This is a genomic window from Vibrio sp. OPT41, assembly GCF_015163595.1.
In the GTDB taxonomy this organism is placed as follows: domain Bacteria; phylum Pseudomonadota; class Gammaproteobacteria; order Enterobacterales; family Vibrionaceae; genus Vibrio; species Vibrio alginolyticus.
This window is the reverse complement of record NZ_JADDYH010000014.1, coordinates 694,107-714,135: the sequence shown is the minus strand read 5'-3', so window position 1 is coordinate 714,135 and position 20,029 is coordinate 694,107. Positions and strand designations below refer to the sequence as shown.

Below are 20,029 nucleotides of genomic sequence, written 5' to 3'. Positions count from 1 at the left end.
CCTAGGCGAGATCAGGAATTTCATTAAAGAGAGCTCAATAAGCTAGGAGTGGATGATCTTACCCACAACACTTCTTAAATTTCTTACCGCTTCCACAGATACACGGGTCGTTACGACCTACTTTTAGGCTACTCACTGGTTGGTTTAGGCGAGGATCTTGTTCTGGTTCTTCTTCTAGCTCTTCTTCTGGAAACGTGCCGTCAATGTAGTACCAAAGCCCATTTTCTTTTACAAAGCGAGAACGCTCTGTCATACAGTAGCGCTTGCCGTCTTCATCAAAATAAGCGCTAAATTCGACAAAGCCTTCATTGTCATTACTGCCAGCTTCTGTTTTTACAACTTCAAGTTTGCACCAATCGCTGTCGATAGATTGGGCAATGCCTTCACGTTGCTCTTCTGCATTACAGCTTGGGTGGTACGTGTTCACCACGTAATCGACTAGACCTAACACATGCGCACTGTAACGAGAGCGCATTAACTGCTCTGGAGTGGTGACGTCAGCATGGTTGTTGTGGGCAATTTCACAACACTGTTGGTAGGTGCGGTTAGATCCGCAAGGGCAAGAAGAAGCCATAAAATGAAATCTCGATTAATTAAGCGGTAAAAACAAACAACCTCACAATTGCGAGGCTGGAGGTGAGGCATTATAGCGATTTAGGGCGTTTGAGACAGCAGTTCTTGAGCCCATTCCGTCGATTGATTAAAAGCGTCCGCTAATTGAGGTTCGGTTAATTTAAGAACGGTGCAATATCGCTCGGCTAACTCCCAGTCCGCTTGTTCATAGGCGATCGTCATCGAAAGTAAGTGACCAAGTACGCCTTTTCGACTGGTTAATGCGAGTTTTATATCTTCGTCAACGGGGATATCTTCAATGACATCCGAGAGCGGTTGATCGAGCAAAGATCCGAGTAAAGAAAACATGCCTGTCAAAAAAGCCTGCCCAGGGTCATACCTAGTGTTCATTTGACTAAGTAGCAGTTCACACATTCGTGCACGCTGAATCGCTAAAGAGTAAAGAGAGTCAGGTTTATCTTCTTGAACGGAGGCAATTGCAACTAAGGAAATAAAGCGTCGTAGTCGCTCTTCACCCAGATAAATAAGCGCCTGTCTGAACGATTTGATCTTAGTCGTTAATGTATAGCCTGAATTTACGTAAGTAAGCAGCTTGTATGACAGCGTCACATCAATCGAAAACAGACGTTCAACCTCATTGAAGTCGATGGGCTTATCTGCAATCTCTTTACAAAGCTGGATGACGGTAAGAAACGCGGGGTTCAACCGTTTTTTCTGGATCATCTCAGGTTTGCTAAAAAAATACCCTTGAAAATAGTTAAAACCGGCTTCTAGAGCTTGCTCGAACTCTTCATAGGTCTCTACCTTTTCCGCAAGAAAGTCGATTTTAAATGGGCTCAACGCCTGAATAAAAATGGCAGCTTTCTTGATCGGCACAAGTCTAATATCAAACTTGATCATGGAAACGTATGGAAGAAAACGCTTCCAAGCTTTCGTCGGAACAAAATCATCCAGAGCAATTTTGTACCCGCACTCATGAAGGTGCTTGATGGCTTCTAACAGTTCTTCTGTCGGTTGGCAGTCTTCAAGGACTTCAATGACGAGAGATTCTTTAGGAAACAAAGTTGGGACCAAGTTCACCAAGCTTTGATGCGGAAAGTTAACAAAGCCAAGTTTGTTTCCTAATGTGTTGTAATGCGTCGACAAAAAATGATCGGATAGCAGTCGACTAGTAGCCAGCTCTGGTTCTACTTCAGGGAAGGTATTTTTAGGGCCGTCTCGAAAGAGGAGTTCGTAACCTATGGTTCGTTTTTCTCTATCCAGAATCGGTTGGCGAGCTACGTAAGAATACTTCAATTAGGTACTTCGTTCTGTTTAACTTAGTATTATGATAATAGCGATTTTTTACAAAATATCTACGACTTGAGCGTGAATCTTCTACACGCTCTACATGCTTAACGCAAATTCTGTATGAACGGTCTCGTTTGCAGGTCAAAACTATCAGAATTTACTTTTAAAACTGAGCCTTGCGTATACCAATCCCCTAAAACAATTCGGGTCTTTTTAACGCCATCGACGTCAAAAAAATGTGTGTTCGGGCGATGTGTGTGACCATGAATCATTAAGTTGACGCAGTTCTGAGACATTACTTTCTCGACCTCGTTTTGGTTGACGTCCATGATATCTAATGACTTGCTCATTTTATCATCACGAATATCGGATTGAACTTTTGAGACAATTTTCTTCTTAATGAACCAAGGAATACGGTTAAACAACCATTGTAGCCATGGCTTGTGAACGGTTTTTCTAAACTCTTGGTATTTCACATCGTCAATGCAGAGCGTATCGCCATGTAGGATTACGGCTTTTTGACCATAAAGATCAATCGTGCAGACATCGTCGAGTAATGTCATACCGGTTTCTTTGCAAAAGCGTTTGCCGAGTAAAAAATCTCGATTGCCTTGGATGAAAAAAGTTGGCACACCCGCATCCGTCAGTGCTTTAAACTCTGCACGGATTTGGTCTGCAAAAGGGGTGTTGTCATCGTCACCAATCCAGAACTCAAACAGATCGCCGAGTACATAAAGTGCATCAGCTTTTGTTGCTTCTGTTCGCATGAACGTCACAAAACATTCCGTGATATCAGGACGTGATGGGGTAAGGTGAAGATCGGAAATAAATAATGTCGTCATAGAAATAAGGGGAAGCTATGCCTCCCCATTAACTTATCTTTTAAAAATAATTCCTAAGAATTACTCTTCAATTGTTGTACCAGTGATTACTACGTCTTCTAGAGGTACGTCTTGGTGCATGCCGTAAGAACCAGTGCTAACGCCTTTGATCTTATTTACGATGTCCATGCCTTCGATTACTTCACCGAACACACAGTAACCCCAACCGTCTAGGCTTTCGCTACGGAAGTCTAGGAACGTGTTGTTGTTTACGTTGATGAAGAACTGAGAGCTTGCTGAATGCGGCTCCATAGTACGTGCCATAGCAAGTGTACCCACTTTGTTGCTAAGGCCGTTGTTTGCTTCGTTCTTGATAGGTGCACGAGTCGCTTTTTCACGTAGACCAGACTCCATACCACCACCTTGGATCATGAAGCCGTCAATAACACGGTGGAAAAGCGTGTTGTCGTAGAAACCGTCGCGGCAGTACTGAAGGAAGTTTGCGCTTGTCTCTGGCGCTTTCTCTTCGTTTAGTTGAATCTTGATGTCACCAAAATTAGTGTGAAGGGTGATCATGCTACTTTCCTTTACTGTGTTGTGTTGAGCCCGAGATTCTAGCCTAAGTTCTAGTGCTTTAAAAACTCAGGAAGAGGAAATTCTTCGTTTTGTGCTTGAAGTTTAGCCGATTATCGTTTTATCGGTTAATTGCTATTACCTAACTAGGTTGGAGTTGATATACTCATCTTCCTTTATTCATTCACAATCATAGATAGAGATCATGTTAAAGATATATAACACACTCACAAGACAGAAAGAGGAATTCAAACCAATTACAGCTGGCAAAGTCGGTATGTATGTCTGTGGAGTTACCATCTACGATCTCTGTCACATTGGTCACGGTCGCACTTTTGTCTCTTTTGACGTTGTATCACGTTACCTTCGCTACTTGGGCTATGATCTGACGTTTGTACGTAACATCACAGATATCGACGATAAGATCATCAAACGTGCCGCAGAAAACGGTGAGTCTTGCGATTCATTGACTGAGCGTTTGATTAGTGAAATGCACGCTGATTTTGATGCGCTGAACATGAAACGTCCGGACGTTGAACCTCGTGCGACACAGTTTATTGCTGAAATCATCGAATTGGTTGAGAAGCTAATCGAGCGCGGTTTTGCATACGTTGCAGATAACGGTGACGTAATGTTTGAAGTGGGTAAGTTCAACGAATACGGCAAGCTTTCTAAGCAAGACCTTGATCAGCTTCAAGCTGGCGCGCGCGTTGATATCGAAACAGCAAAACGCAGCCCTCTAGACTTTGTACTTTGGAAGATGTCTAAGCCGGGTGAACCAACGTGGGAGTCACCATGGGGTCCAGGTCGTCCAGGTTGGCACATAGAGTGTTCAGCAATGAACTCTTCAATCCTAGGTAACCACTTCGACATTCACGGCGGCGGTTCTGACCTTCAGTTCCCACACCACGAAAATGAAATCGCACAATCATGCTGTGCGCACGATACACAATACGTGAACACATGGATGCACAGCGGCATGGTAATGGTAGACCGTGAGAAGATGTCTAAATCTCTAGGTAACTTCTTTACTATCCGTGACGTTCTTGGTCACTACGATGCTGAAACAGTGCGTTACTTCCTAATGTCTGGTCATTACCGTAGCCAGTTAAACTACAGCGAAGATAACCTAAACCAAGCACGTGCTTCGCTTGAGCGCCTGTACACATCTCTACGTGGTTTGGATCTAAATGCTGCGCCTGCTGGTGGTGAAGAATACGTATCTCGCTTCACTGCAGCGATGAACGATGACTTCAACACACCAGAAGCGTACTCAGTTCTGTTCGACATGGCGCGCGAAGTTAACCGTCTGAAAACAGAAAACCTAGAGAAAGCGAGCGAACTCGGTGCGCTAATGCGTGAACTAGCTGACGTGATCGGTATTCTTCACCAAGATCCTGAAGCCTTCCTAAAAGGTGATGCGGGTAACGATGATGAAGTGGCTGAAATCGAAGCTCTGATCAAGCTGCGTAACGACTCTCGTGCTTCGAAAGATTGGGCGAATGCAGATATGGCTCGTGACAAGCTGACCGAAATGGGCATTGTTCTGGAAGATGGTCCAGAAGGCACAACGTGGCGTCGTAAGTAATTGAATTTTCATTTTTAAAGGGCTGATAATTCAGCCCTTTTATTTTCCATTTCCATAAATTAAAACTTTAACTTTAGGTAATGCTCTGTGGCTCAGATGTATTTCTATTACTCAGCAATGAATGCGGGTAAATCAACAACGCTTCTTCAATCCTCTTTCAACTATCAAGAACGCGGCATGACGCCAGTTATTTTTACGGCTGCGCTAGATGATCGTTTTGGTGTCGGTAAAGTGAGCTCTCGTATTGGTCTTCAATCTGACGCACATTTATTTCGTCAGGATACCAATTTGTATCAGGAGATCGCAGCTCTGAATGAGGTTGAAAAACGTCACTGTATTCTTGTTGATGAGTGTCAGTTCTTGTCGAAAGAACAAGTTTATCAACTTACTGAAGTCGTTGATAAGTTGCATATTCCAGTATTGTGTTACGGCCTTCGCACCGATTTTCTAGGCGAACTTTTTGAAGGCAGTAAGTATCTATTATCTTGGGCAGACAAGCTGGTTGAGCTCAAAACAATCTGCCATTGCGGCCGCAAAGCGAATATGGTTATTCGTACCGATGAACACGGCGTGGCAATTAAAGAAGGCGATCAAGTTGCGATCGGCGGTAACGATAAGTATGTCTCCGTATGCCGCCAACATTACAAAGAAGCACTCGGTAAATAAGCCGTATTGATACAGAAAAGCCACCGAACTTGGTGGCTTTTTGTTGTCGGTTAGAAAAAGTTAGACTAAGTCAAAACCAAACCGCTCGAGTAAAACCTGGTAAGAAGATTCGACTTGCTGAGGGATGTTCTGCTCGGTTTGAAATCCTTTCTCTGGATAGCTTTTTACGCGAGAGAAATCTTCCATTAGTGCTTCTAGCACCATCATTAATGGCATGTCTTCATTAATGTATTCAAAAAATGGAAGAGCCGCAGAGCTTACTTGGAGCTGAGTGTAGGGTGACTGCCACTGTTTTTCAAATGTCGCGATTGCTCTACGCTCCATAAACGGTTTTTGTACCAGAATAAACGAGGAACACTGTTTTCCTTCCTCTTTTAATCGTTGCTCAGTAAAGCGAACATTTTCTCCACTGTTTGTGGATTCAGTTTCGAGCAAAATTGCTTCACTTGGAACGCCCGACATCTTTGCAATCTCGGCAAAGGTTTCTGCTTCGCTTTTTTCAAACAGTCCATCTGTGAAGCGACCTTCACCCCCTGAAAATACAATCAAAGGTGCCAACTTTTGGTGGTAGAGCTTGGCAGCGTGCTCCGCTACACGCACATCATTACTGCACATCACAAACAAACAGTCCGCAGGCTTCAGTTTATGTTTGAGTTGCATGTAATCCCAAAGCGTTTCTATATGTCTATAGAGTCTCATAGCGCATCCAAAGTTGAATTGAAGTGAAATCGATAACCAAGTGAGAGTAGTTTGTCAGCAAGAATACGCTTGTCAGCTTGCTCTGTGACGGGTGGAAGAGGTATCTCACTTCCGATTTTGTTTATGGCAGCTTGGTAGAACTCAGCCTTGCTGACAGTATGAGGTGTCGTAACGTTAATGACTTGGTTGCTTAAATTGCCTAAGGCAAATTTCGCAGCCGAGACAGCATCATCTTGATGAAGCATATTAGCTGGTGCTTTACGACTAACTTGTTGAAGCCTTGCTGCAAAGCGAGATGGGTGTCTATCTGGCCCGATTAATCCGCTACAACGTAGAATAACAAAGTTAATATTCGAGTCGATAACATGCTGCTCTGCTTGAAGCATAATACGTGCATTGTCAGAGAAATAAGGGCTTTCGGCTGCTAAAGAGAGTGACGCGTCAGCTTCTTCCATATCGGAAGCAAGGTTAGGGTAAACCGTGGTAGAGCTGATCATGAGAAGTTTTTCAACGTTGTTTTGCTTAGCTGCGTTGGCAAGTATTTGCCATTGCTGTGCATATTCTTGACCGCGTCCTTTACGAAATCCTGGAGGAAAAGCACCGATAACGTGCGTAATTTGATGCTGTTTGAGCAGCTCATCTAGCCGTGCTGTGGCGTTCAATTGATTGAAATCGAACAATGCGGAGTGAGTTAATGAGGTGGGTAACTCTTTTAATCGAGTTTGGCTACGACGAGTGACGACAACATAGTGTCCATCTTTCATCAATGTTTCTGCTAGCGGAGTTCCGAGCCAGCCTGCACCTACGATCAATGTATTTGCCATTTGGGTCTTCCTACTTACTTATGTCTGCCCGAATAGGTTGAGCAGTTCTGCTTTGGCTTGTTGATGGAGGGGATCTGAATGCCATTTCTGGTGCTGAATAAGGTCAACATTGACTTGCCAAGCCAGTTTTGTGAAATCATCCCCAACTTTTTTTAATGTATTAGGTGAATACGCGACTAAATGCTGTGGTAGAAAGCACCAACCAAACCCTTTATTCGCCAATTCCAACAAAATATAGTAGTTATCAGCGTACCAGATATCTGGGCTAAATGCTTGATTGAGACCACATGGCTCTGCACTTTTGGATCGTATGACCAATTGACGATGTTGTTTTAGTTGATCAATGTGAGTGATTTGCTGCTTTGCTAAAGGATGCGTTGAAGAGACATAGACATCAAATGCAATATTGCCAAGATTGGTGAAATCGATGTGCCTTGGCATTTGTAAATCACTCAAAATAATCCCAGTCGTGGCGCGTTCCGACTTAACCAATTCAATGATATCAGGGCTTGATGCCGTTAAGCATTCAACTTGTAAGTGTGGAAAGCGTTGCTCTAACTTCTTTAGCACATCCGGCAAGCGAGTCAGAGGAATCCCTTCATCAATAGCTAAGACTAATTTGTTCGTTGGCGTGGAAAAGAGCTGCGATGCCCTATTGTTTAGGCGGTCGAGTTGGCTGATTGTTGCTTGTGCATAAGGTACGAGCGCGAGGCCATTCTCAGTTAATTTAGGGTACCTGCCTGATCGATCAAAAAGCTCAACGCCACAGTCGATCTCCATATTCATGATGTGCTGGCTCACTACAGATTGAGCTCGCCCCAGTTTTCTAGCTGCTCCTGAAAATGATCCTGCTTCTGATGTAGCAATAAAAGCTTGCAGTTGTTCGATGGTAAACATATCGCTTAAACCGATGGTATCTAACTTTTGGTTATCTAAATAATAGATAAAATTCTAAGCATTGAGTAGAACTATTTGGACAGAGAAATATGACTCGTAACGAACGAATTTTTCATGCAGTACTTTTTGAGTTAATCGCACTCGCGATTATTGTACCAGCGGCTTCATTGATCACTGGAAAGGGCTCTAGTGATCTTGCGTTGGTTGGGGTCGGGTTGAGCATGTATACCGTGATATGGAACTACATCTACAACTTGTACTTTGATAAGTGGTTTGGTGGCAATCGAGCTGAGCGAAGTTTAGCGATGCGGCTTGGACACACTGTTGGTTTCGAGGGAGGATTGATCTTTATCTCTCTACCTGTGATTGCCTGGTTCTTAGAAATTACGCTTCTTCAAGCTCTGATGCTGGAAGCCGGCTTCCTCGTTTTCTTCCTATTTTATGCTACTGGTTTTAACTGGTTGTATGACAAGGTTCAACCATTTAGCAAAATGAAAAAGCGATTATTGCCGCAGGCATCGACAGGAAAAATATAGGACTAAAAAACGCCACCGAGTTCGGTGGCGTTTTTTGTTCAAATTACACAGACAAAACTCTTAAAATCTTATCTGCATGTTCTGCAACTTCAATGCCTTCGTCTGTTAGATAACCACCGTCAGGCTGTGTACAAAGTTGCTTCTCATATAGACGAGCAACGGCTGCCTGCATTTCTTCTGACGCGTCTGTATGAACTTTAATACCAGTTGCAGCACTACTTAGGTCGAACTGAAGAAGTAGATTCAATTCGGCGATATGTTCAGCTGAATATTTCATAAATGATTCCTTTGCGCTTTTTTTACCAAGCTAGTCTGAAAAGTAGCGTTGGGCAACATTCAACGACAAGAAGTGTTAAGTATGGCGCTATCAGGCTGATATAACGCAGGATCTTTGTTCGAAAGGCCGAATACTTGTTAAGTATCAATGATACTTACGGTAGCGAATGATAGGCGCTATTTATTGCTTGATCTCCCAATAACAACGATTTTAGTAAACACGCCAAATAGCACTTGAAAAAATAGGGAAATAGAGCGATTATCCGCGCCTCTTTAAATGTTTCTAAATGTTACACCAGAATGAACTTTAATCAGTTTGACTCACTATTACCGCCACAAGCTGCGGAACGCGCGGCTGAAGTGGGGGTAGGCAAAGCAACGAAAGCTCCAATCAAATCTTTTCTGCTCGCCATTTCTGCGGGGCTTCATATTGGTATTGCTTTCATCTTCTATACCACAGTAACGACAGGCGCAGGCGAGCTGCCTTGGGGCATTACACGACTCATTGGTGGTCTGGCATTTAGCCTTGGTTTGATTTTGGTGGTGGTTACTGGCGGCGAGCTTTTCACTAGCTCTGTGCTAACACTAGTTGCGCGTGCGAGTGGAAAAATCTCTTGGCAAGCACTTATCAAAAACTGGTTGGTGGTTTACTTTGGCAATATGGTTGGGGCCATTTTGCTCGTGGCCTGTATGCTAGTTACCAAGCAATATATGTTTGATCATGGCCAAGTTGGTCTTAACGCGATGGCGATCTCCCAACACAAATTACATCATGGTTTCTTTGCTGCTGTTGCGCTTGGCATTATGTGTAACGTATTAGTTTGTATTGCAGTTTGGATGACGTTTAGTGGGCGAACATTGACAGATAAAATAGCGGTCATGATTTTGCCTGTGGCTATGTTCGTGTCGGCAGGTTTTGAGCACTGTATTGCGAATATGTTCCAAGTTCCTATGGCGATTGGTATTAAGTACTTTGCGCCAGAAGCGTTTTGGCAAATGACAGGGGTAGATATTGCAAACTACGCGGACTTAAACATGATGGGGTTCATCGTAAACAACCTAATTCCTGTTACGATAGGAAACATTATTGGTGGTGGCGTATTTGTTGGCATGTGGTATTGGATGATTTATCTACGCGATGAAGATAACCATTTGCGATAAGTTTAGAAGATCACAAGAAAGGCGAACCAGATGGTTCGCCTTTCTTTTTATTTGTCTCTGCAAATGCCAAATAAGTCGAGTCATGCTAAATCAACTCTTCGTTGATGCCAAAATCGGTTGGGAGCCAATGAGAAGTTACTTCCTTTGGTTCTTGAACTAGCCAATCCAGAGGTGCATCGGACAGGAGTTCATCGTAATTTTCTTTGATCATTAAGACATCCATGTACGTCTCTCCAAGTTTGTGGTCACTGCCTTTACTTTAAAATTAGAACATGTCAGTCACGTGATCAATGCATGACGATTCGATTGATCACTTATGTTGCTATGTTTCTGGTTGCGTATAGGTTTTGGGGGCTTATCCACATTTTCTGTGGATAACCTGTATCAAAGGTCGTGCGTATCTAAACTTACAAAGAAAATTTCATAAAATTAGAGGCTTATATCAAAAAGAATTCTACCTGACTTTTCATCTGAAAGCGTCTTGATGAGTGCTCGAAGAATAGTTGAGTTATTCAGTTATAAGTACGTTCGACTTGGCAACATAAGTTGTTTAACGGGCTTTACCCACAAGCGCCAACTAACCGTGAGTTTTGGTCGATTCGGGTTGCTCGATTTTTATCTTGATTCGGCCTTCTTTGGTTTGTACCCAGCGCAGTGTCATTTCTAACGTTATGGTTACGGAGGCACTCAACATAACGAAAATAGCCAGCATAATTACTAACTGGTATTTAATCGCAACCATCGGGCTCGCGCCACCTAGAATTTGACCGGTCATCATACCCGGTAAGGTAACCAGCCCTGTAGTGGCCATAGAAGCTAAAGTCGGGGCAAGGGACTTTCTAAGAGCCTCCTGAATGAAGGGGAAGGATGCGTAGCGAGGAGAGGCTCCAAGTGAGATTGCAGCCTCATATTCTGCTTGTCTCTGCTCAAAAGCCGTAAACAAATTCTGAAGAGCGATGATATTACTACTCAAGCTGTTACCCAATAACATACCAGCAAGTGGGATCATGTACTGCGCATTGTAAATAGGGGATGGTTGCACTAAGCCTGCTGTAATTGCTATCAGAAGTGGTATTAGACCACAGGTAAGGCCCGTTAGTAGCGGAAGCATAAGTGGTTTTTTAGGTAAGCGAGCTTTTCCCGCAATTGAGCTGGCACCAATCAGTAGCATGATGGCAAGCCAAAGTATATTGACAAGTAAGCTGTTTAATTGAAAAAGATATTCTAAATACACGCCAATCAATATGAGCTGAAGTGTCATTCGGATAACACTGATTATGGTGTCTTTTGCTATCCCTAATTTGTAGCGGGCATTGATAAAGAAGGGGACCAATAAAATCAAACCAAACAGTGCCAGTTTGACCCAGCTTATATCCACCACGTTATCCATAATCGCTCCTTGAAAATACGCGAATAATTGTATCTAAGCCTCCCCTTTATATGAACCACTATGTGCACTTTTTGCTGTTCTTAAAGTAAACCTTGAGTGCTATTTTAGACATTAATACGCAGCATTCTGTTTACAAGTGGTTATCTTTTTCGGAGTTTTTAAGTCGATTTATGGCATGGTAATTACGATTTAAATGTGATCGATGTTTCTTAAATGTTGGTTATTTAACAACTCCTTAAAAGACTTATTTTGTCACATCTGTTCATGTTTTTTAATAAATAACATCAATCCATCATATCTCTGGATGAGCTCAAAAAAGTGTTGAATTACAAGGTCTGAGGTCGCTTATTTGATTGAACCCTACTATTAGTATGGTCTAACATTTTCCATTAGAGATTGTAAAAAACTTAAGCTTGGTTACGCGGGCTTTTCAATAACACTAGATACAAAATAGGCAAATGTATGAGTGATGTTAATAAAATTGAGAGTGGTGAAAAACGCTCCCTGGAGTGGAAGTCGTTCCTCTTCATTGCAGTTGTTCTCTTCCCAATTCTGAGTGTGGCCTTTGTTGGCGGCTACGGGTTCATCGTTTGGATGTTGCAAGTCTTCTTCTTTGGACCTCCAGGCGCGCACGGCATGTAAGCCAGTGAGCTCATAACCACACTTTTGAAAAGATTTTAAGAGAGCAAATAATGAAATCATTAATCATTAAACTGTGGCGTACCATGACGCGCCCAGCTGTACATATCAGCCTAGGTGTGCTGACTATGGGCGGCTTTATTGCTGGTGTTATCTTTTGGGGTGGCTTTAACACCGCTCTAGAAGCAACCAACACAGAAGAATTCTGTATTAGTTGTCACACAATGCGTGACAACGTGTACGTTGAGCTACAAGAAACGGTGCACTGGAAAAACCACTCTGGTGTTCGTGCTACCTGCCCTGATTGTCACGTTCCACATAACTGGACAGATAAGATCGCTCGTAAGATGCAAGCTTCCAAAGAAGTATTTGCACAAGTATTTGGCAACTACGACGAACCGGGTGTGTTCGAAGAGCGTCGTATCGAACTTGCTAAACACGAATGGGATCGTTTCTCGGCAAACAAATCTCTGGAGTGTAAAAACTGTCACAACTACGAATCGATGGATTTCGAGCAAATGTCTCCAACCGCTCGTATCCAAATGAAGCAAGCCGCTGAGAAAGATCAAAGCTGTGTTGACTGTCACAAGGGTATTGCGCACAACCTACCAGCAGGCATGGACAGCATTGGCGGTATCGTGGGTGATCTAGAGGGTATGACTTCTAACACGGATTACGGCGTTGGTCAGCAACTCGTGAGCGTTCGTCACCTACCAATTTACTTTGATGCGCAAGGCAGTAAAGAAGCTGGTCTTCTTAATCCTGCATCGACCGTTAAAGTTCTTGAAGACAAAGGCGAGTTTGTTGAGATCGAAATTGACGGTTGGCGCAAAGCAAAAGGTTTTGGTCGTGTAATTCAAGAAGACTTCGGTAAGAACATTGCGACTGCGTCTCTGATGAAAGAAGCAGCAACAGACAGCAACATTGTGACGACTGGTGAGAAAAAAGTGGATGAGCTAACAGGCCTTCCTTGGGAAAAAGTAGCGGCGAAAGTATGGATTAAGAAAGAGTCTATGCTGAACGACATCAATCCTGTTTGGGAAAAATCTCGTGAAGCCTACAAGACCAATTGTTCTGTATGTCACACTCAACCTGCGGAAGCGCACTTCGACGCGAACACCTGGCCAGGTATGTTCGACGGTATGTTGGCGTTCGTTAACCTAGATACAGACAGTGAAGCACTGATCTTGAAGTATCTACAGAAACACTCTTCAGATTATGCTGAAGGTCACCACTAATAAGCGTCGGATTGGAGTAATTTTAAATGGCTATTACACGAAGAAGTTTTCTTAAAGGTGTAGCAACCACAAGTGCAGCGTCAGTAATTGGTCCTAGCTTATTGGCGTCCGCCTCTGCAAATGCCATTGAGACGACAGGTACTTGGAAAGTAACCGGTTCTCACTGGGGCGCGTTCCGCGCCCACATCTACGCGGGTAAAGTTCAAGAGATCAAGCCGCTAGAGCTAGACAAAAACCCAACAGAAATGTTGAACGGCATTAAGGGTATTATCTACAGCCCTTCACGTGTTCGTTACCCAATGGTTCGTCTAGATTGGTTGAAGAAACACAAATACAGCGCGGATACTCGCGGTAACAACCGTTTCATCCGAGTAACTTGGGATGAAGCGCTAGACTTGTTCTACCGTGAGCTAGAACGTATTCAAAAAGACTACGGCCCATGGGCGCTGCATGCAGGTCAAACAGGTTGGAACCAAACGGGTTCATTTAACAACTGTACCGCGCACATGCAACGTGCAGTGGGTATGCACGGCAACTTCATCACGAAAGTAGGTGACTACTCGACGGGTGCAGGCCAAACCATTATGCCTTACGTGCTAGGTTCAACCGAAGTTTACGCACAAGGTACGTCTTGGTCTGAGATCCTAGAAAACTCTGACAACATCGTTCTTTGGGCTAACGACCCAGTGAAAAACCTTCAAGTAGGTTGGAACTGTGAAACGCATGAGTCGTTTAAGTACCTTGCACAACTAAAAGAAAAAGTGGCGAAAGGTGAGATCAACGTTCTATCTGTAGACCCAGTGAAGAACAAAACTCAGCGCTACTTAGAGAACGATCACTTGTACATCAACCCGCTGACAGACGTAGCGTTCATGCTCGCTGTGGCACACGTGTTGTACAACGAAAACCTGTACGATAAGAAGTTCATTGATACTTACTGTCTAGGCTTTGAAGAGTTCATTCAATACGTTCAAGGTAAGACAAAAGACAAAGTAGAGAAGACGCCTGAATGGGCAGCAGCGATTTGTGGCGTGAAAGCGGACAAGATCCGTGAATTCGCACGCATGCTAGTCAGCGGTCGTACACAGATCCTAATGGGTTGGTGTATCCAGCGTCAAGAGCACGGTGAGCAGCCATACTGGGCAGCGGCTGTGGTTGCTGCAATGGTTGGTCAAATCGGTCTACCTGGCGGTGGTATCTCTTACGGTCACCATTACTCAAGTATCGGTGTGCCTTCTACTGGTTTCGCGGGCCCTGGTGGTTTCCCTCGTAACCTTGACCAAGGTATGAAACCGAAGTGGGACAACAACGACTTTAACGGTTACAGTCGTACTATCCCAGTTGCACGTTGGATCGACTGTCTGCTAGAACCTGGCAAAGAGATCAACTACAACGGCGGTAAAGTGAAACTGCCAGACTTCAAGATGATGGTTATCTCGGGTTGTAACCCATGGCACCACCATCAAGATCGTAACCGCATGAAGAAAGCGTTCCGCAAACTTCAAACGGTTGTAACGATCGAGTTTGCTTGGACTGCAACATGTCGTTTCTCAGATATCGTTCTACCGGCGTGTACGCAATGGGAACGTAACGACATCGACGTATACGGTTCATACTCGAACAAAGGTCTGATTGCGATGCATCGCCTCGTTGATCCATTGTTCCAATCTAAGCCTGATTTCCAAATCATGAGTGAACTCACTCAGCGTTTTGGTCGCCGCGAAGAATACACTCGTGGTATGAGTGAGATGGAATGGATCGAAAGCCTTTACAACGATTGTAAAAAAGCGAACGAAGGTAAGTTTGAAATGCCAGAATTCAACGAGTTCTGGGAGAAGAGCGTACTAGACTTCGGTGAAGGTAAACCTTGGGTTCGTCATGCGGACTTCCGTAAAGACCCTGAGCTGAATCCACTAGGTACGCCGTCTGGCTTCATCGAGATCACGTCTCGTAAGATCGGCCGTTACGGTTACGAACACTGTCAAGAGCACCCAATGTGGTTCGAAAAATCAGAGCGTTCACACGGTGGTCCTGGTTCAGATAAATACCCATTCTGGTTGCAGTCTTGCCACCCTGATAAGCGTCTGCACTCTCAAATGTGTGAGTCTGAAGAGTTCCGCGCGACTTACGCGGTACAAGGTCGTGAGCCGGTTTACATCAACCCAGCGGATGCCAAAGCAAAAGGCATCAAAGATGGTGATTTGGTACGTGTATTCAACGGTCGTGGTCAGCTATTAGCTGGTGCTGTTTTGACTGACAGCTACCCACGTGGCGTTATTCGTATCGAAGAAGGTGCGTGGTACGGTCCTCTAAACGAGAAAGAAGGCGCAATCTGTACCTACGGTGATCCTAACACGCTAACGCAAGACATCGGTTCTTCTGAGCTTGCACAGGCGACTTCTGCGAACACATGTATCGTAGACTTCGAGAAGTTCACAGGTAAAGTGCCGCCAGTCACTTCATTTGGTGGTCCGATCGAAGTTGCTTAATTAGTGCAGTTTGCATAAATCCAAATACCAGCCTCAGGGCTGGTATTTTTTTATCAAAATTTCAGTGAGCGTTGTCTCAATAGTAACTTCATAACGTTAAACGAGACTGGTATTCGTGATGATGGTAACGAATTGGGTGAGACAAGCAGGAGATAATGCGCCAAGCTAAACAATAATAATTAAGTGAGTAGACTCTTTATGGCTCAGAGCATTCAATTAGCAAATCACACTGAGATCACTGTGAGTAACAATGACTTCCAAGTTGAAGTCGAAGGTAATCAATTACATTTTTCTTTTGCTGGCCTTCACAATAAAACCTTTACGGACCGTGAAGTGTTATTCGAAATGCCGTTTTTGTACGAGCACGAGGCCAACGTAATTGGGGATGGTTTTCAAATGTTGGCGCAAACGGCGGGAACGATCAATCACCCCGTTGATATTGGTCGCTGCCCAGACAATAATCCTTCTTATCGAATCTACCCTAAAGATGCCCCTAAGCGTTATTACAACTATTTAGTGGTGGAAGGTTCAGCGGGCTACACATTATTTGGCTTCACATCATGTCATCGCTTTGCTGGCTATTTTGATGTTGTACTGCGTGATGGGCATTGGGTTTTATCAGCCGCAATTGATGGTGAGTTGACTCAAGTGGCGGATTGGGAAAGTAATCAACTTGAATCCGTGGCGGTACTCTGTGGTCAATCACTGTCCGAGCTTTATCAAACCTATGGCGAGATGATTGCAAAGCATCATCCTGTTCGCCAAGGTGTGACACAAGATGCGCCTGTTGGTTGGTGTTCGTGGTACGCGTACTACGCAGACGTGACAGAGCAAAACATCATGCAGAACGTTGATTGCATGCAAGATAAGCTCGAAGACCTAGAGTGGGTACTTCTGGATGATGGCTATCAAGCCTTTATGGGCGATTGGTTAACCCCATCAGATAAGTTTTCTGGTGGCGTAAAAGAGCTCATTCATAGTATCCGTGCAAAAGGCAAAAAGCCGGCGATTTGGATGGCGCCCTTTATTGCTCAGCCTGAGTCGGAGATCTTCAAACAGCATCCAGATTGGTTTGTTCGCCACAAGGATGGTGGTTTACTTAAAGCAGAAGATGTCACATACGGTGGTTGGCGATGCACGCCTTGGTACATACTCGATACCTCAAACCCAGAAGTACAAGACCATCTGACGAATGTAGTCTCTGTCATGAGACAAGAGTGGTGCGTTGAGTTGTTCAAGCTAGACGCGAACTATTGGGGCACCTTAAAAGGTGTTCGTAAACAATCTGGTATTACAGGCGTTGAGGCGTATCGCTTAGGAATGGAAGCGATTGCCAAAGGCGCTGGTGATGCTTGGCTTTTAGGTTGCAACGCGCCAATGTGGCCATCTCTGGGGCTTGTGGATGCAATGCGTGTTTCTGACGATGTAGAGCGTCATAGTCGTCGATTCGAACAGATAGCCAAAGAAACCTTTTACCGTAGTTGGCAGCATCGAAAATTGTGGCAAATTGACCCGGATTGCGCCACGTTCACTTCATTAGCTAATCAATCTGCATCCAGAGAAGAGTATGAATTTCATCGCACGGTGTTATTAGCGAGTGGCGGTTTGCTGCTGTCTGGCGACCCACTCCCTGAGATTACGCCGTTTGCTAAGAAGACACTGGCTAAGCTCATGTTACGTCAACAACGTAACCAGCAATCTGCAAAGTTTACCGCTTTGAGTTTAAATCACGCGTTTTTAAAACTAACGACGAAGAATGACCTCCATTGTTTGTTTAATTATGCGAGTTACGGAGCGATGGAATTTACGCTGACGTCTGATCAACCGGTGGACTGGTATGATTACTGGACAGGGGAAAAGCTAAACCAAGAACCTTGCCAGTTGTTAATGGTGAGCGTGGATAAAGGGCTCAATGCGAAAGCGATCGTTACAGCATAACGTGAAGTAAATCGCCTAATACCAAGATCAAGAAAGGAGCCTATTGCGGCTCCTTTCTCGTTTTGATGCTCTGGGCGTTAGAACTCGAATAAAAAGTAATACCCGTATCCAACAATAAACGCAGGAATGGACGAGTAAATAGTCGCGACCAAAGCAGCTTTCGGTGCCATTGCAATGGCGGGGAATAGGGCGTCACCATCGTTAGAAATCGCATTGGCCAGTTGCGCAGAAAGTGGCGCTGCACCAGAAATGTATAGGCTAGTGACTAAAATTTGCGGACCACAACCAGGCAACATACCAATGGCTAGGCCAGCTAATGGCATCCAAATTCCCCAATGAGAAAAGGTTTCTACAAGGTCGAGTCCAGAAAAATAGGTCGTCAGCTCAAACGCCAGAAAAGCAACGATCACCCAAGCACTGACGAAATTCGTATCTTGTGCTGCTTTTTGAATCGGGTGTGAGTCCACTATTTTTTCATCTTCAGAGACCGTTGACTGATAATCGCCAAGTTCTTTTGTCATCGCCCATAATGACATTGTGATCACTGCAAAGATAGCGCCCAGCCATTCAATGGTGTTGGCTTTTAAAGATAGCAACTGATTAATATCTATTTGGAAAGACATTAACACAGCAACGACACTAGCAGGCACAATAAGCCATTTCCAAAATGCGCCTTGTAGATTGATTGCACGTTGTTCAAGGGGTGTGTGTCGGTCTGTCTGGTGTTGGCAGTAAGCATGTGTCTGAGGTGCTTCTTTTGGTTCTGGTCGCAGAAAGTTATCAGCATGAAAAGCATTAACGACCAGCCCTGAAAGAGTACCCACGATAATGCCTAATCCAACCACGCCTAATCCTACACTTGGCTTGGCGGCAAGAAGTAAAAAGGCAGCGTCACCCATTGTTGAAGTAAGTACCGCGACAATCGCACCAAATCCCACTCGGCCACTAATAAATTGCGTTGTCACAACAATAGCGCCACCACAGCCAGGCAATGCGCCCAATAAAGAAGCAAAGAAAACCTGATGATTACGCGAGCGATGGTATAGCTCGGTAATTCGATTGGTTTTCGACATAAAGTTTGAAAGATAATGATAAATAGCCAATGTGGCAGCAACATAGCATGACACCGCCCAGAATGAGTCGGATAGCGTCTGTACAGCAACGTCACGTGTATTTTCATTGCCTAGCAAAATGAGCATGACGATAGGGATCAGCAATCGCTTATAAGCTAAACGAAACTGAGTAGGCTGAAACAACTGTTGTGCAGAGTGTAATAATTGGGTCGCGTTCATCGTTTACTCAAATGCAAATAGGAATAATTATCATTATATGTAAATGAGATTTATTCGCAATAGCATTGTGAACTTTTCTTCGTGTCAAACTCTCTGAAATCAGGTAAAGTATCGGCCTTTGTGAGCAAACACGCCCTAATTAACTGTATTAGGCGGCGTATAAAATTGACTTGAATAGGAAGAAACATGATTCTAGTTGTAGGTCATAAGAACCCAGACAGTGACAGTATTTGTAGTGCACTCGTTGCAACTGAACTTCTAAAAGCGCGTGGCGTTGAAGCTATGCCAATTCGCCAAGGCGAAATCAACCGTGAAACTCAGCACATCCTAGAAGTTGCTGGCGCTGAAGTTCCTGAGCTTCGCACATCAGTTGCGGGTGAGACCGTTTGGCTAGTAGATTACTCAGATCTAGCACAAGCACCAGACGATATCGCAGAAGCTGAAATTGCGGGTATTGTTGACCACCACCGTCTAGGTGACGTGATGACAGTAAACCCAATGGAAGCATGGATCTGGCCTGTTGGTTGTACCAACACTGTTCTATTCAACATGTTCAAGATTGAAGGTCACGCGATTACTCCACAAATTGCTAAGCTAATGATGTCAGCAATTCTATCTGACACAGTAGGTTTTGCTTCTCCAACTTGTACACAAAAAGACAAAGATGCCGTTGCTGAACTAGCGGCAATCGCAGACGTACAAGATGTTGACGCGTTCACTAAAGATCTTCTAATTGCTAAAACAAACATCGAAGGTCTATCAGCGGCTGAGCTTGTTGAGAAAGACCTTAAAGGTTACCCATTCAACGGTCGTGACGTAGTGGTTGGTCAGGTTGAACTTGCAACTCTTGAGCAAGTTGACGGTATGATCGAAGCACTAGAAGCAGACCTAGAATCTCGTTGTGAGAAAGATAACCTAGCGTTCGCTGCTGTAATGCTAACAGACATCACGACTGCTCAAACTCGTCTTCTATACAAAGGTGAGTGGGCTGAGAAGCTTGTTAAGCACGAAAAAGACGGCATGCTAATGATGGAAAACACGCTAAGCCGTAAGAAGCAAGGTTGGCCTTGGCTTCAAACTGAGCTAGCTTAATTTTCTAGCATATACTTTAAATGCCCGCCTAGCTGCGGGCATTTTTC

General features: G+C 44.1%; 20 protein-coding genes. 9 read left to right on the top strand and 11 right to left on the bottom strand.

Going from position 1 to position 20,029, the window contains the following annotated elements; all coding sequences use genetic code 11:
- Positions 1-58 precede the first annotated feature (58 nt).
- The 4 genes from IQP38_RS06820 to IQP38_RS06805 form a co-directional block, all read right to left on the bottom strand.
- Positions 59-574, bottom strand: coding sequence for a YchJ family protein (locus IQP38_RS06820; protein WP_031812834.1), 516 nt, complete (start codon positions 572-574; stop codon positions 59-61).
- Positions 575-654: 80 nt separating this feature from the next.
- Entirely contained in the window at positions 655-1,869 is a 1,215-nt protein-coding gene (locus IQP38_RS06815) for an EAL and HDOD domain-containing protein (protein ID WP_017821720.1), read from the bottom strand.
- A 98-nt stretch (positions 1,870-1,967) separates the two neighbouring features.
- Entirely contained in the window at positions 1,968-2,705 is a 738-nt protein-coding gene (gene lpxH, locus IQP38_RS06810) for a UDP-2,3-diacylglucosamine diphosphatase (protein WP_005389817.1), read from the bottom strand.
- Positions 2,706-2,765: 60 nt separating this feature from the next.
- The gene (locus IQP38_RS06805) at positions 2,766-3,260 is read right to left on the bottom strand and encodes a peptidylprolyl isomerase (protein WP_005378156.1); all 495 of its coding nucleotides are present in this window, start codon (positions 3,258-3,260) and stop codon (positions 2,766-2,768) included.
- A gap of 202 nt (positions 3,261-3,462) precedes the next feature.
- Between IQP38_RS06805 and cysS the strand changes: the two genes are divergently transcribed.
- Positions 3,463-4,845 (top strand): cysteine--tRNA ligase, encoded by a 1,383-nt coding sequence (gene cysS / locus IQP38_RS06800; protein WP_017634684.1) that lies wholly within the window; start codon positions 3,463-3,465, stop codon positions 4,843-4,845.
- A gap of 87 nt (positions 4,846-4,932) precedes the next feature.
- Positions 4,933-5,511 (top strand): thymidine kinase, encoded by a 579-nt coding sequence (locus tag IQP38_RS06795; RefSeq protein WP_005378154.1) that lies wholly within the window; start codon positions 4,933-4,935, stop codon positions 5,509-5,511.
- A gap of 60 nt (positions 5,512-5,571) precedes the next feature.
- On the opposite strand, the gene IQP38_RS06790 is transcribed toward IQP38_RS06795, so the two are convergent.
- Genes IQP38_RS06790 through IQP38_RS06780 form a run of 3 tightly spaced genes read right to left on the bottom strand, consistent with a single transcriptional unit; the run spans position 5,572 to position 7,931 of the window.
- Entirely contained in the window at positions 5,572-6,210 is a 639-nt protein-coding gene (locus IQP38_RS06790) for a YdcF family protein (protein ID WP_104978978.1), read from the bottom strand.
- The gene (locus IQP38_RS06785; protein ID WP_025766873.1) at positions 6,207-7,034 is read right to left on the bottom strand and encodes an NAD-dependent epimerase/dehydratase family protein; all 828 of its coding nucleotides are present in this window, start codon (positions 7,032-7,034) and stop codon (positions 6,207-6,209) included. Before IQP38_RS06785 ends, IQP38_RS06790 begins: the two co-directional genes overlap by 4 nt.
- 18 nt (positions 7,035-7,052) lie before the next feature.
- Entirely contained in the window at positions 7,053-7,931 is an 879-nt protein-coding gene (locus IQP38_RS06780; RefSeq protein ID WP_005378151.1) for a LysR family transcriptional regulator, read from the bottom strand.
- A gap of 89 nt (positions 7,932-8,020) precedes the next feature.
- Between IQP38_RS06780 and IQP38_RS06775 the strand changes: the two genes are divergently transcribed.
- Positions 8,021-8,467 carry a PACE efflux transporter gene (locus IQP38_RS06775; RefSeq protein ID WP_005378150.1) on the top strand — a complete coding sequence of 149 codons (447 nt, stop codon included), beginning with the start codon at positions 8,021-8,023 and terminating at the stop codon, positions 8,465-8,467.
- A gap of 43 nt (positions 8,468-8,510) precedes the next feature.
- Here IQP38_RS06775 and IQP38_RS06770 read toward each other — a convergent pair whose 3' ends face one another.
- Positions 8,511-8,744: a TIGR02647 family protein gene (locus IQP38_RS06770; protein WP_005378148.1), complete on the bottom strand. Its 234-nt coding sequence runs from the start codon at positions 8,742-8,744 to the stop codon at positions 8,511-8,513.
- A 299-nt stretch (positions 8,745-9,043) separates the two neighbouring features.
- Here IQP38_RS06770 and focA point away from each other — a divergent pair, with 299 nt between their 5' ends.
- Positions 9,044-9,904 carry a formate transporter FocA gene (gene focA, locus IQP38_RS06765; RefSeq protein WP_054577945.1) on the top strand — a complete coding sequence of 287 codons (861 nt, stop codon included), beginning with the start codon at positions 9,044-9,046 and terminating at the stop codon, positions 9,902-9,904.
- A gap of 85 nt (positions 9,905-9,989) precedes the next feature.
- On the opposite strand, the gene IQP38_RS26895 is transcribed toward focA, so the two are convergent.
- Entirely contained in the window at positions 9,990-10,115 is a 126-nt protein-coding gene (locus tag IQP38_RS26895; protein ID WP_254903806.1) for a hypothetical protein, read from the bottom strand.
- A 366-nt stretch (positions 10,116-10,481) separates the two neighbouring features.
- Positions 10,482-11,294 (bottom strand): ABC transporter permease, encoded by an 813-nt coding sequence (locus IQP38_RS06760; RefSeq protein WP_047100766.1) that lies wholly within the window; start codon positions 11,292-11,294, stop codon positions 10,482-10,484.
- Between the two features lie 462 nt (positions 11,295-11,756).
- Between IQP38_RS06760 and torE the strand changes: the two genes are divergently transcribed.
- The 4 genes from torE to IQP38_RS06740 all read left to right on the top strand — a co-directional run bounded on the left by torE (position 11,757) and on the right by IQP38_RS06740 (position 17,598).
- Positions 11,757-11,936, top strand: coding sequence for a trimethylamine N-oxide reductase system protein TorE (gene torE, locus IQP38_RS06755; protein ID WP_005378141.1), 180 nt, complete (start codon positions 11,757-11,759; stop codon positions 11,934-11,936).
- Positions 11,937-11,986: 50 nt separating this feature from the next.
- Positions 11,987-13,171, top strand: coding sequence for a pentaheme c-type cytochrome TorC (torC, locus tag IQP38_RS06750; RefSeq protein ID WP_005378139.1), 1,185 nt, complete (start codon positions 11,987-11,989; stop codon positions 13,169-13,171).
- Positions 13,172-13,197: 26 nt separating this feature from the next.
- Positions 13,198-15,660 carry a trimethylamine-N-oxide reductase TorA gene (gene torA / locus IQP38_RS06745; RefSeq protein ID WP_193837448.1) on the top strand — a complete coding sequence of 821 codons (2,463 nt, stop codon included), beginning with the start codon at positions 13,198-13,200 and terminating at the stop codon, positions 15,658-15,660.
- 198 nt (positions 15,661-15,858) lie between these two features.
- On the top strand, positions 15,859-17,598 hold the full coding sequence (locus IQP38_RS06740) for a glycoside hydrolase family 36 protein (RefSeq protein ID WP_193837447.1): 1,740 nt from the start codon (positions 15,859-15,861) through the stop codon (positions 17,596-17,598).
- Between the two features lie 77 nt (positions 17,599-17,675).
- Here the strand turns inward: IQP38_RS06740 and IQP38_RS06735 are convergent, their stop codons facing one another.
- A complete protein-coding gene (locus tag IQP38_RS06735; RefSeq protein ID WP_193837446.1) occupies positions 17,676-18,890 on the bottom strand; it encodes a putative manganese transporter in 1,215 nt (404 codons plus the stop codon).
- 186 nt (positions 18,891-19,076) lie between these two features.
- Between IQP38_RS06735 and IQP38_RS06730 the strand changes: the two genes are divergently transcribed.
- Positions 19,077-19,982, top strand: a complete 906-nt coding sequence (locus IQP38_RS06730) for a manganese-dependent inorganic pyrophosphatase (RefSeq protein WP_017634678.1) — start codon at positions 19,077-19,079, stop codon at positions 19,980-19,982.
- Positions 19,983-20,029 lie beyond the last annotated feature (47 nt).

What these genes read in the sequence shown, in the direction of transcription:
- IQP38_RS06820 (WP_031812834.1), bottom strand. Translation starts at nt 574, where the DNA reads ATGGCTTCTTCTTGCCCTTGCGGATCTAACCGCACCTACCAACAGTGT.
- lpxH (WP_005389817.1), bottom strand. Translation starts at nt 2,705, where the DNA reads ATGACGACATTATTTATTTCCGATCTTCACCTTACCCCATCACGTCCT.
- IQP38_RS06805 (WP_005378156.1), bottom strand. Translation starts at nt 3,260, where the DNA reads ATGATCACCCTTCACACTAATTTTGGTGACATCAAGATTCAACTAAAC.
- cysS (WP_017634684.1), top strand. Translation starts at nt 3,463, where the DNA reads ATGTTAAAGATATATAACACACTCACAAGACAGAAAGAGGAATTCAAA.
- IQP38_RS06790 (WP_104978978.1), bottom strand. Translation starts at nt 6,210, where the DNA reads ATGAGACTCTATAGACATATAGAAACGCTTTGGGATTACATGCAACTC.
- IQP38_RS06785 (WP_025766873.1), bottom strand. Translation starts at nt 7,034, where the DNA reads ATGGCAAATACATTGATCGTAGGTGCAGGCTGGCTCGGAACTCCGCTA.
- IQP38_RS06780 (WP_005378151.1), bottom strand. Translation starts at nt 7,931, where the DNA reads ATGTTTACCATCGAACAACTGCAAGCTTTTATTGCTACATCAGAAGCA.
- IQP38_RS06775 (WP_005378150.1), top strand. Translation starts at nt 8,021, where the DNA reads ATGACTCGTAACGAACGAATTTTTCATGCAGTACTTTTTGAGTTAATC.
- IQP38_RS06770 (WP_005378148.1), bottom strand. Translation starts at nt 8,744, where the DNA reads ATGAAATATTCAGCTGAACATATCGCCGAATTGAATCTACTTCTTCAG.
- focA (WP_054577945.1), top strand. Translation starts at nt 9,044, where the DNA reads ATGAACTTTAATCAGTTTGACTCACTATTACCGCCACAAGCTGCGGAA.
- IQP38_RS26895 (WP_254903806.1), bottom strand. Translation starts at nt 10,115, where the DNA reads ATGATCAAAGAAAATTACGATGAACTCCTGTCCGATGCACCTCTGGAT.
- IQP38_RS06760 (WP_047100766.1), bottom strand. Translation starts at nt 11,294, where the DNA reads ATGGATAACGTGGTGGATATAAGCTGGGTCAAACTGGCACTGTTTGGT.
- torE (WP_005378141.1), top strand. Translation starts at nt 11,757, where the DNA reads ATGAGTGATGTTAATAAAATTGAGAGTGGTGAAAAACGCTCCCTGGAG.
- torC (WP_005378139.1), top strand. Translation starts at nt 11,987, where the DNA reads ATGAAATCATTAATCATTAAACTGTGGCGTACCATGACGCGCCCAGCT.
- torA (WP_193837448.1), top strand. Translation starts at nt 13,198, where the DNA reads ATGGCTATTACACGAAGAAGTTTTCTTAAAGGTGTAGCAACCACAAGT.
- IQP38_RS06740 (WP_193837447.1), top strand. Translation starts at nt 15,859, where the DNA reads ATGGCTCAGAGCATTCAATTAGCAAATCACACTGAGATCACTGTGAGT.
- IQP38_RS06735 (WP_193837446.1), bottom strand. Translation starts at nt 18,890, where the DNA reads ATGAACGCGACCCAATTATTACACTCTGCACAACAGTTGTTTCAGCCT.
- IQP38_RS06730 (WP_017634678.1), top strand. Translation starts at nt 19,077, where the DNA reads ATGATTCTAGTTGTAGGTCATAAGAACCCAGACAGTGACAGTATTTGT.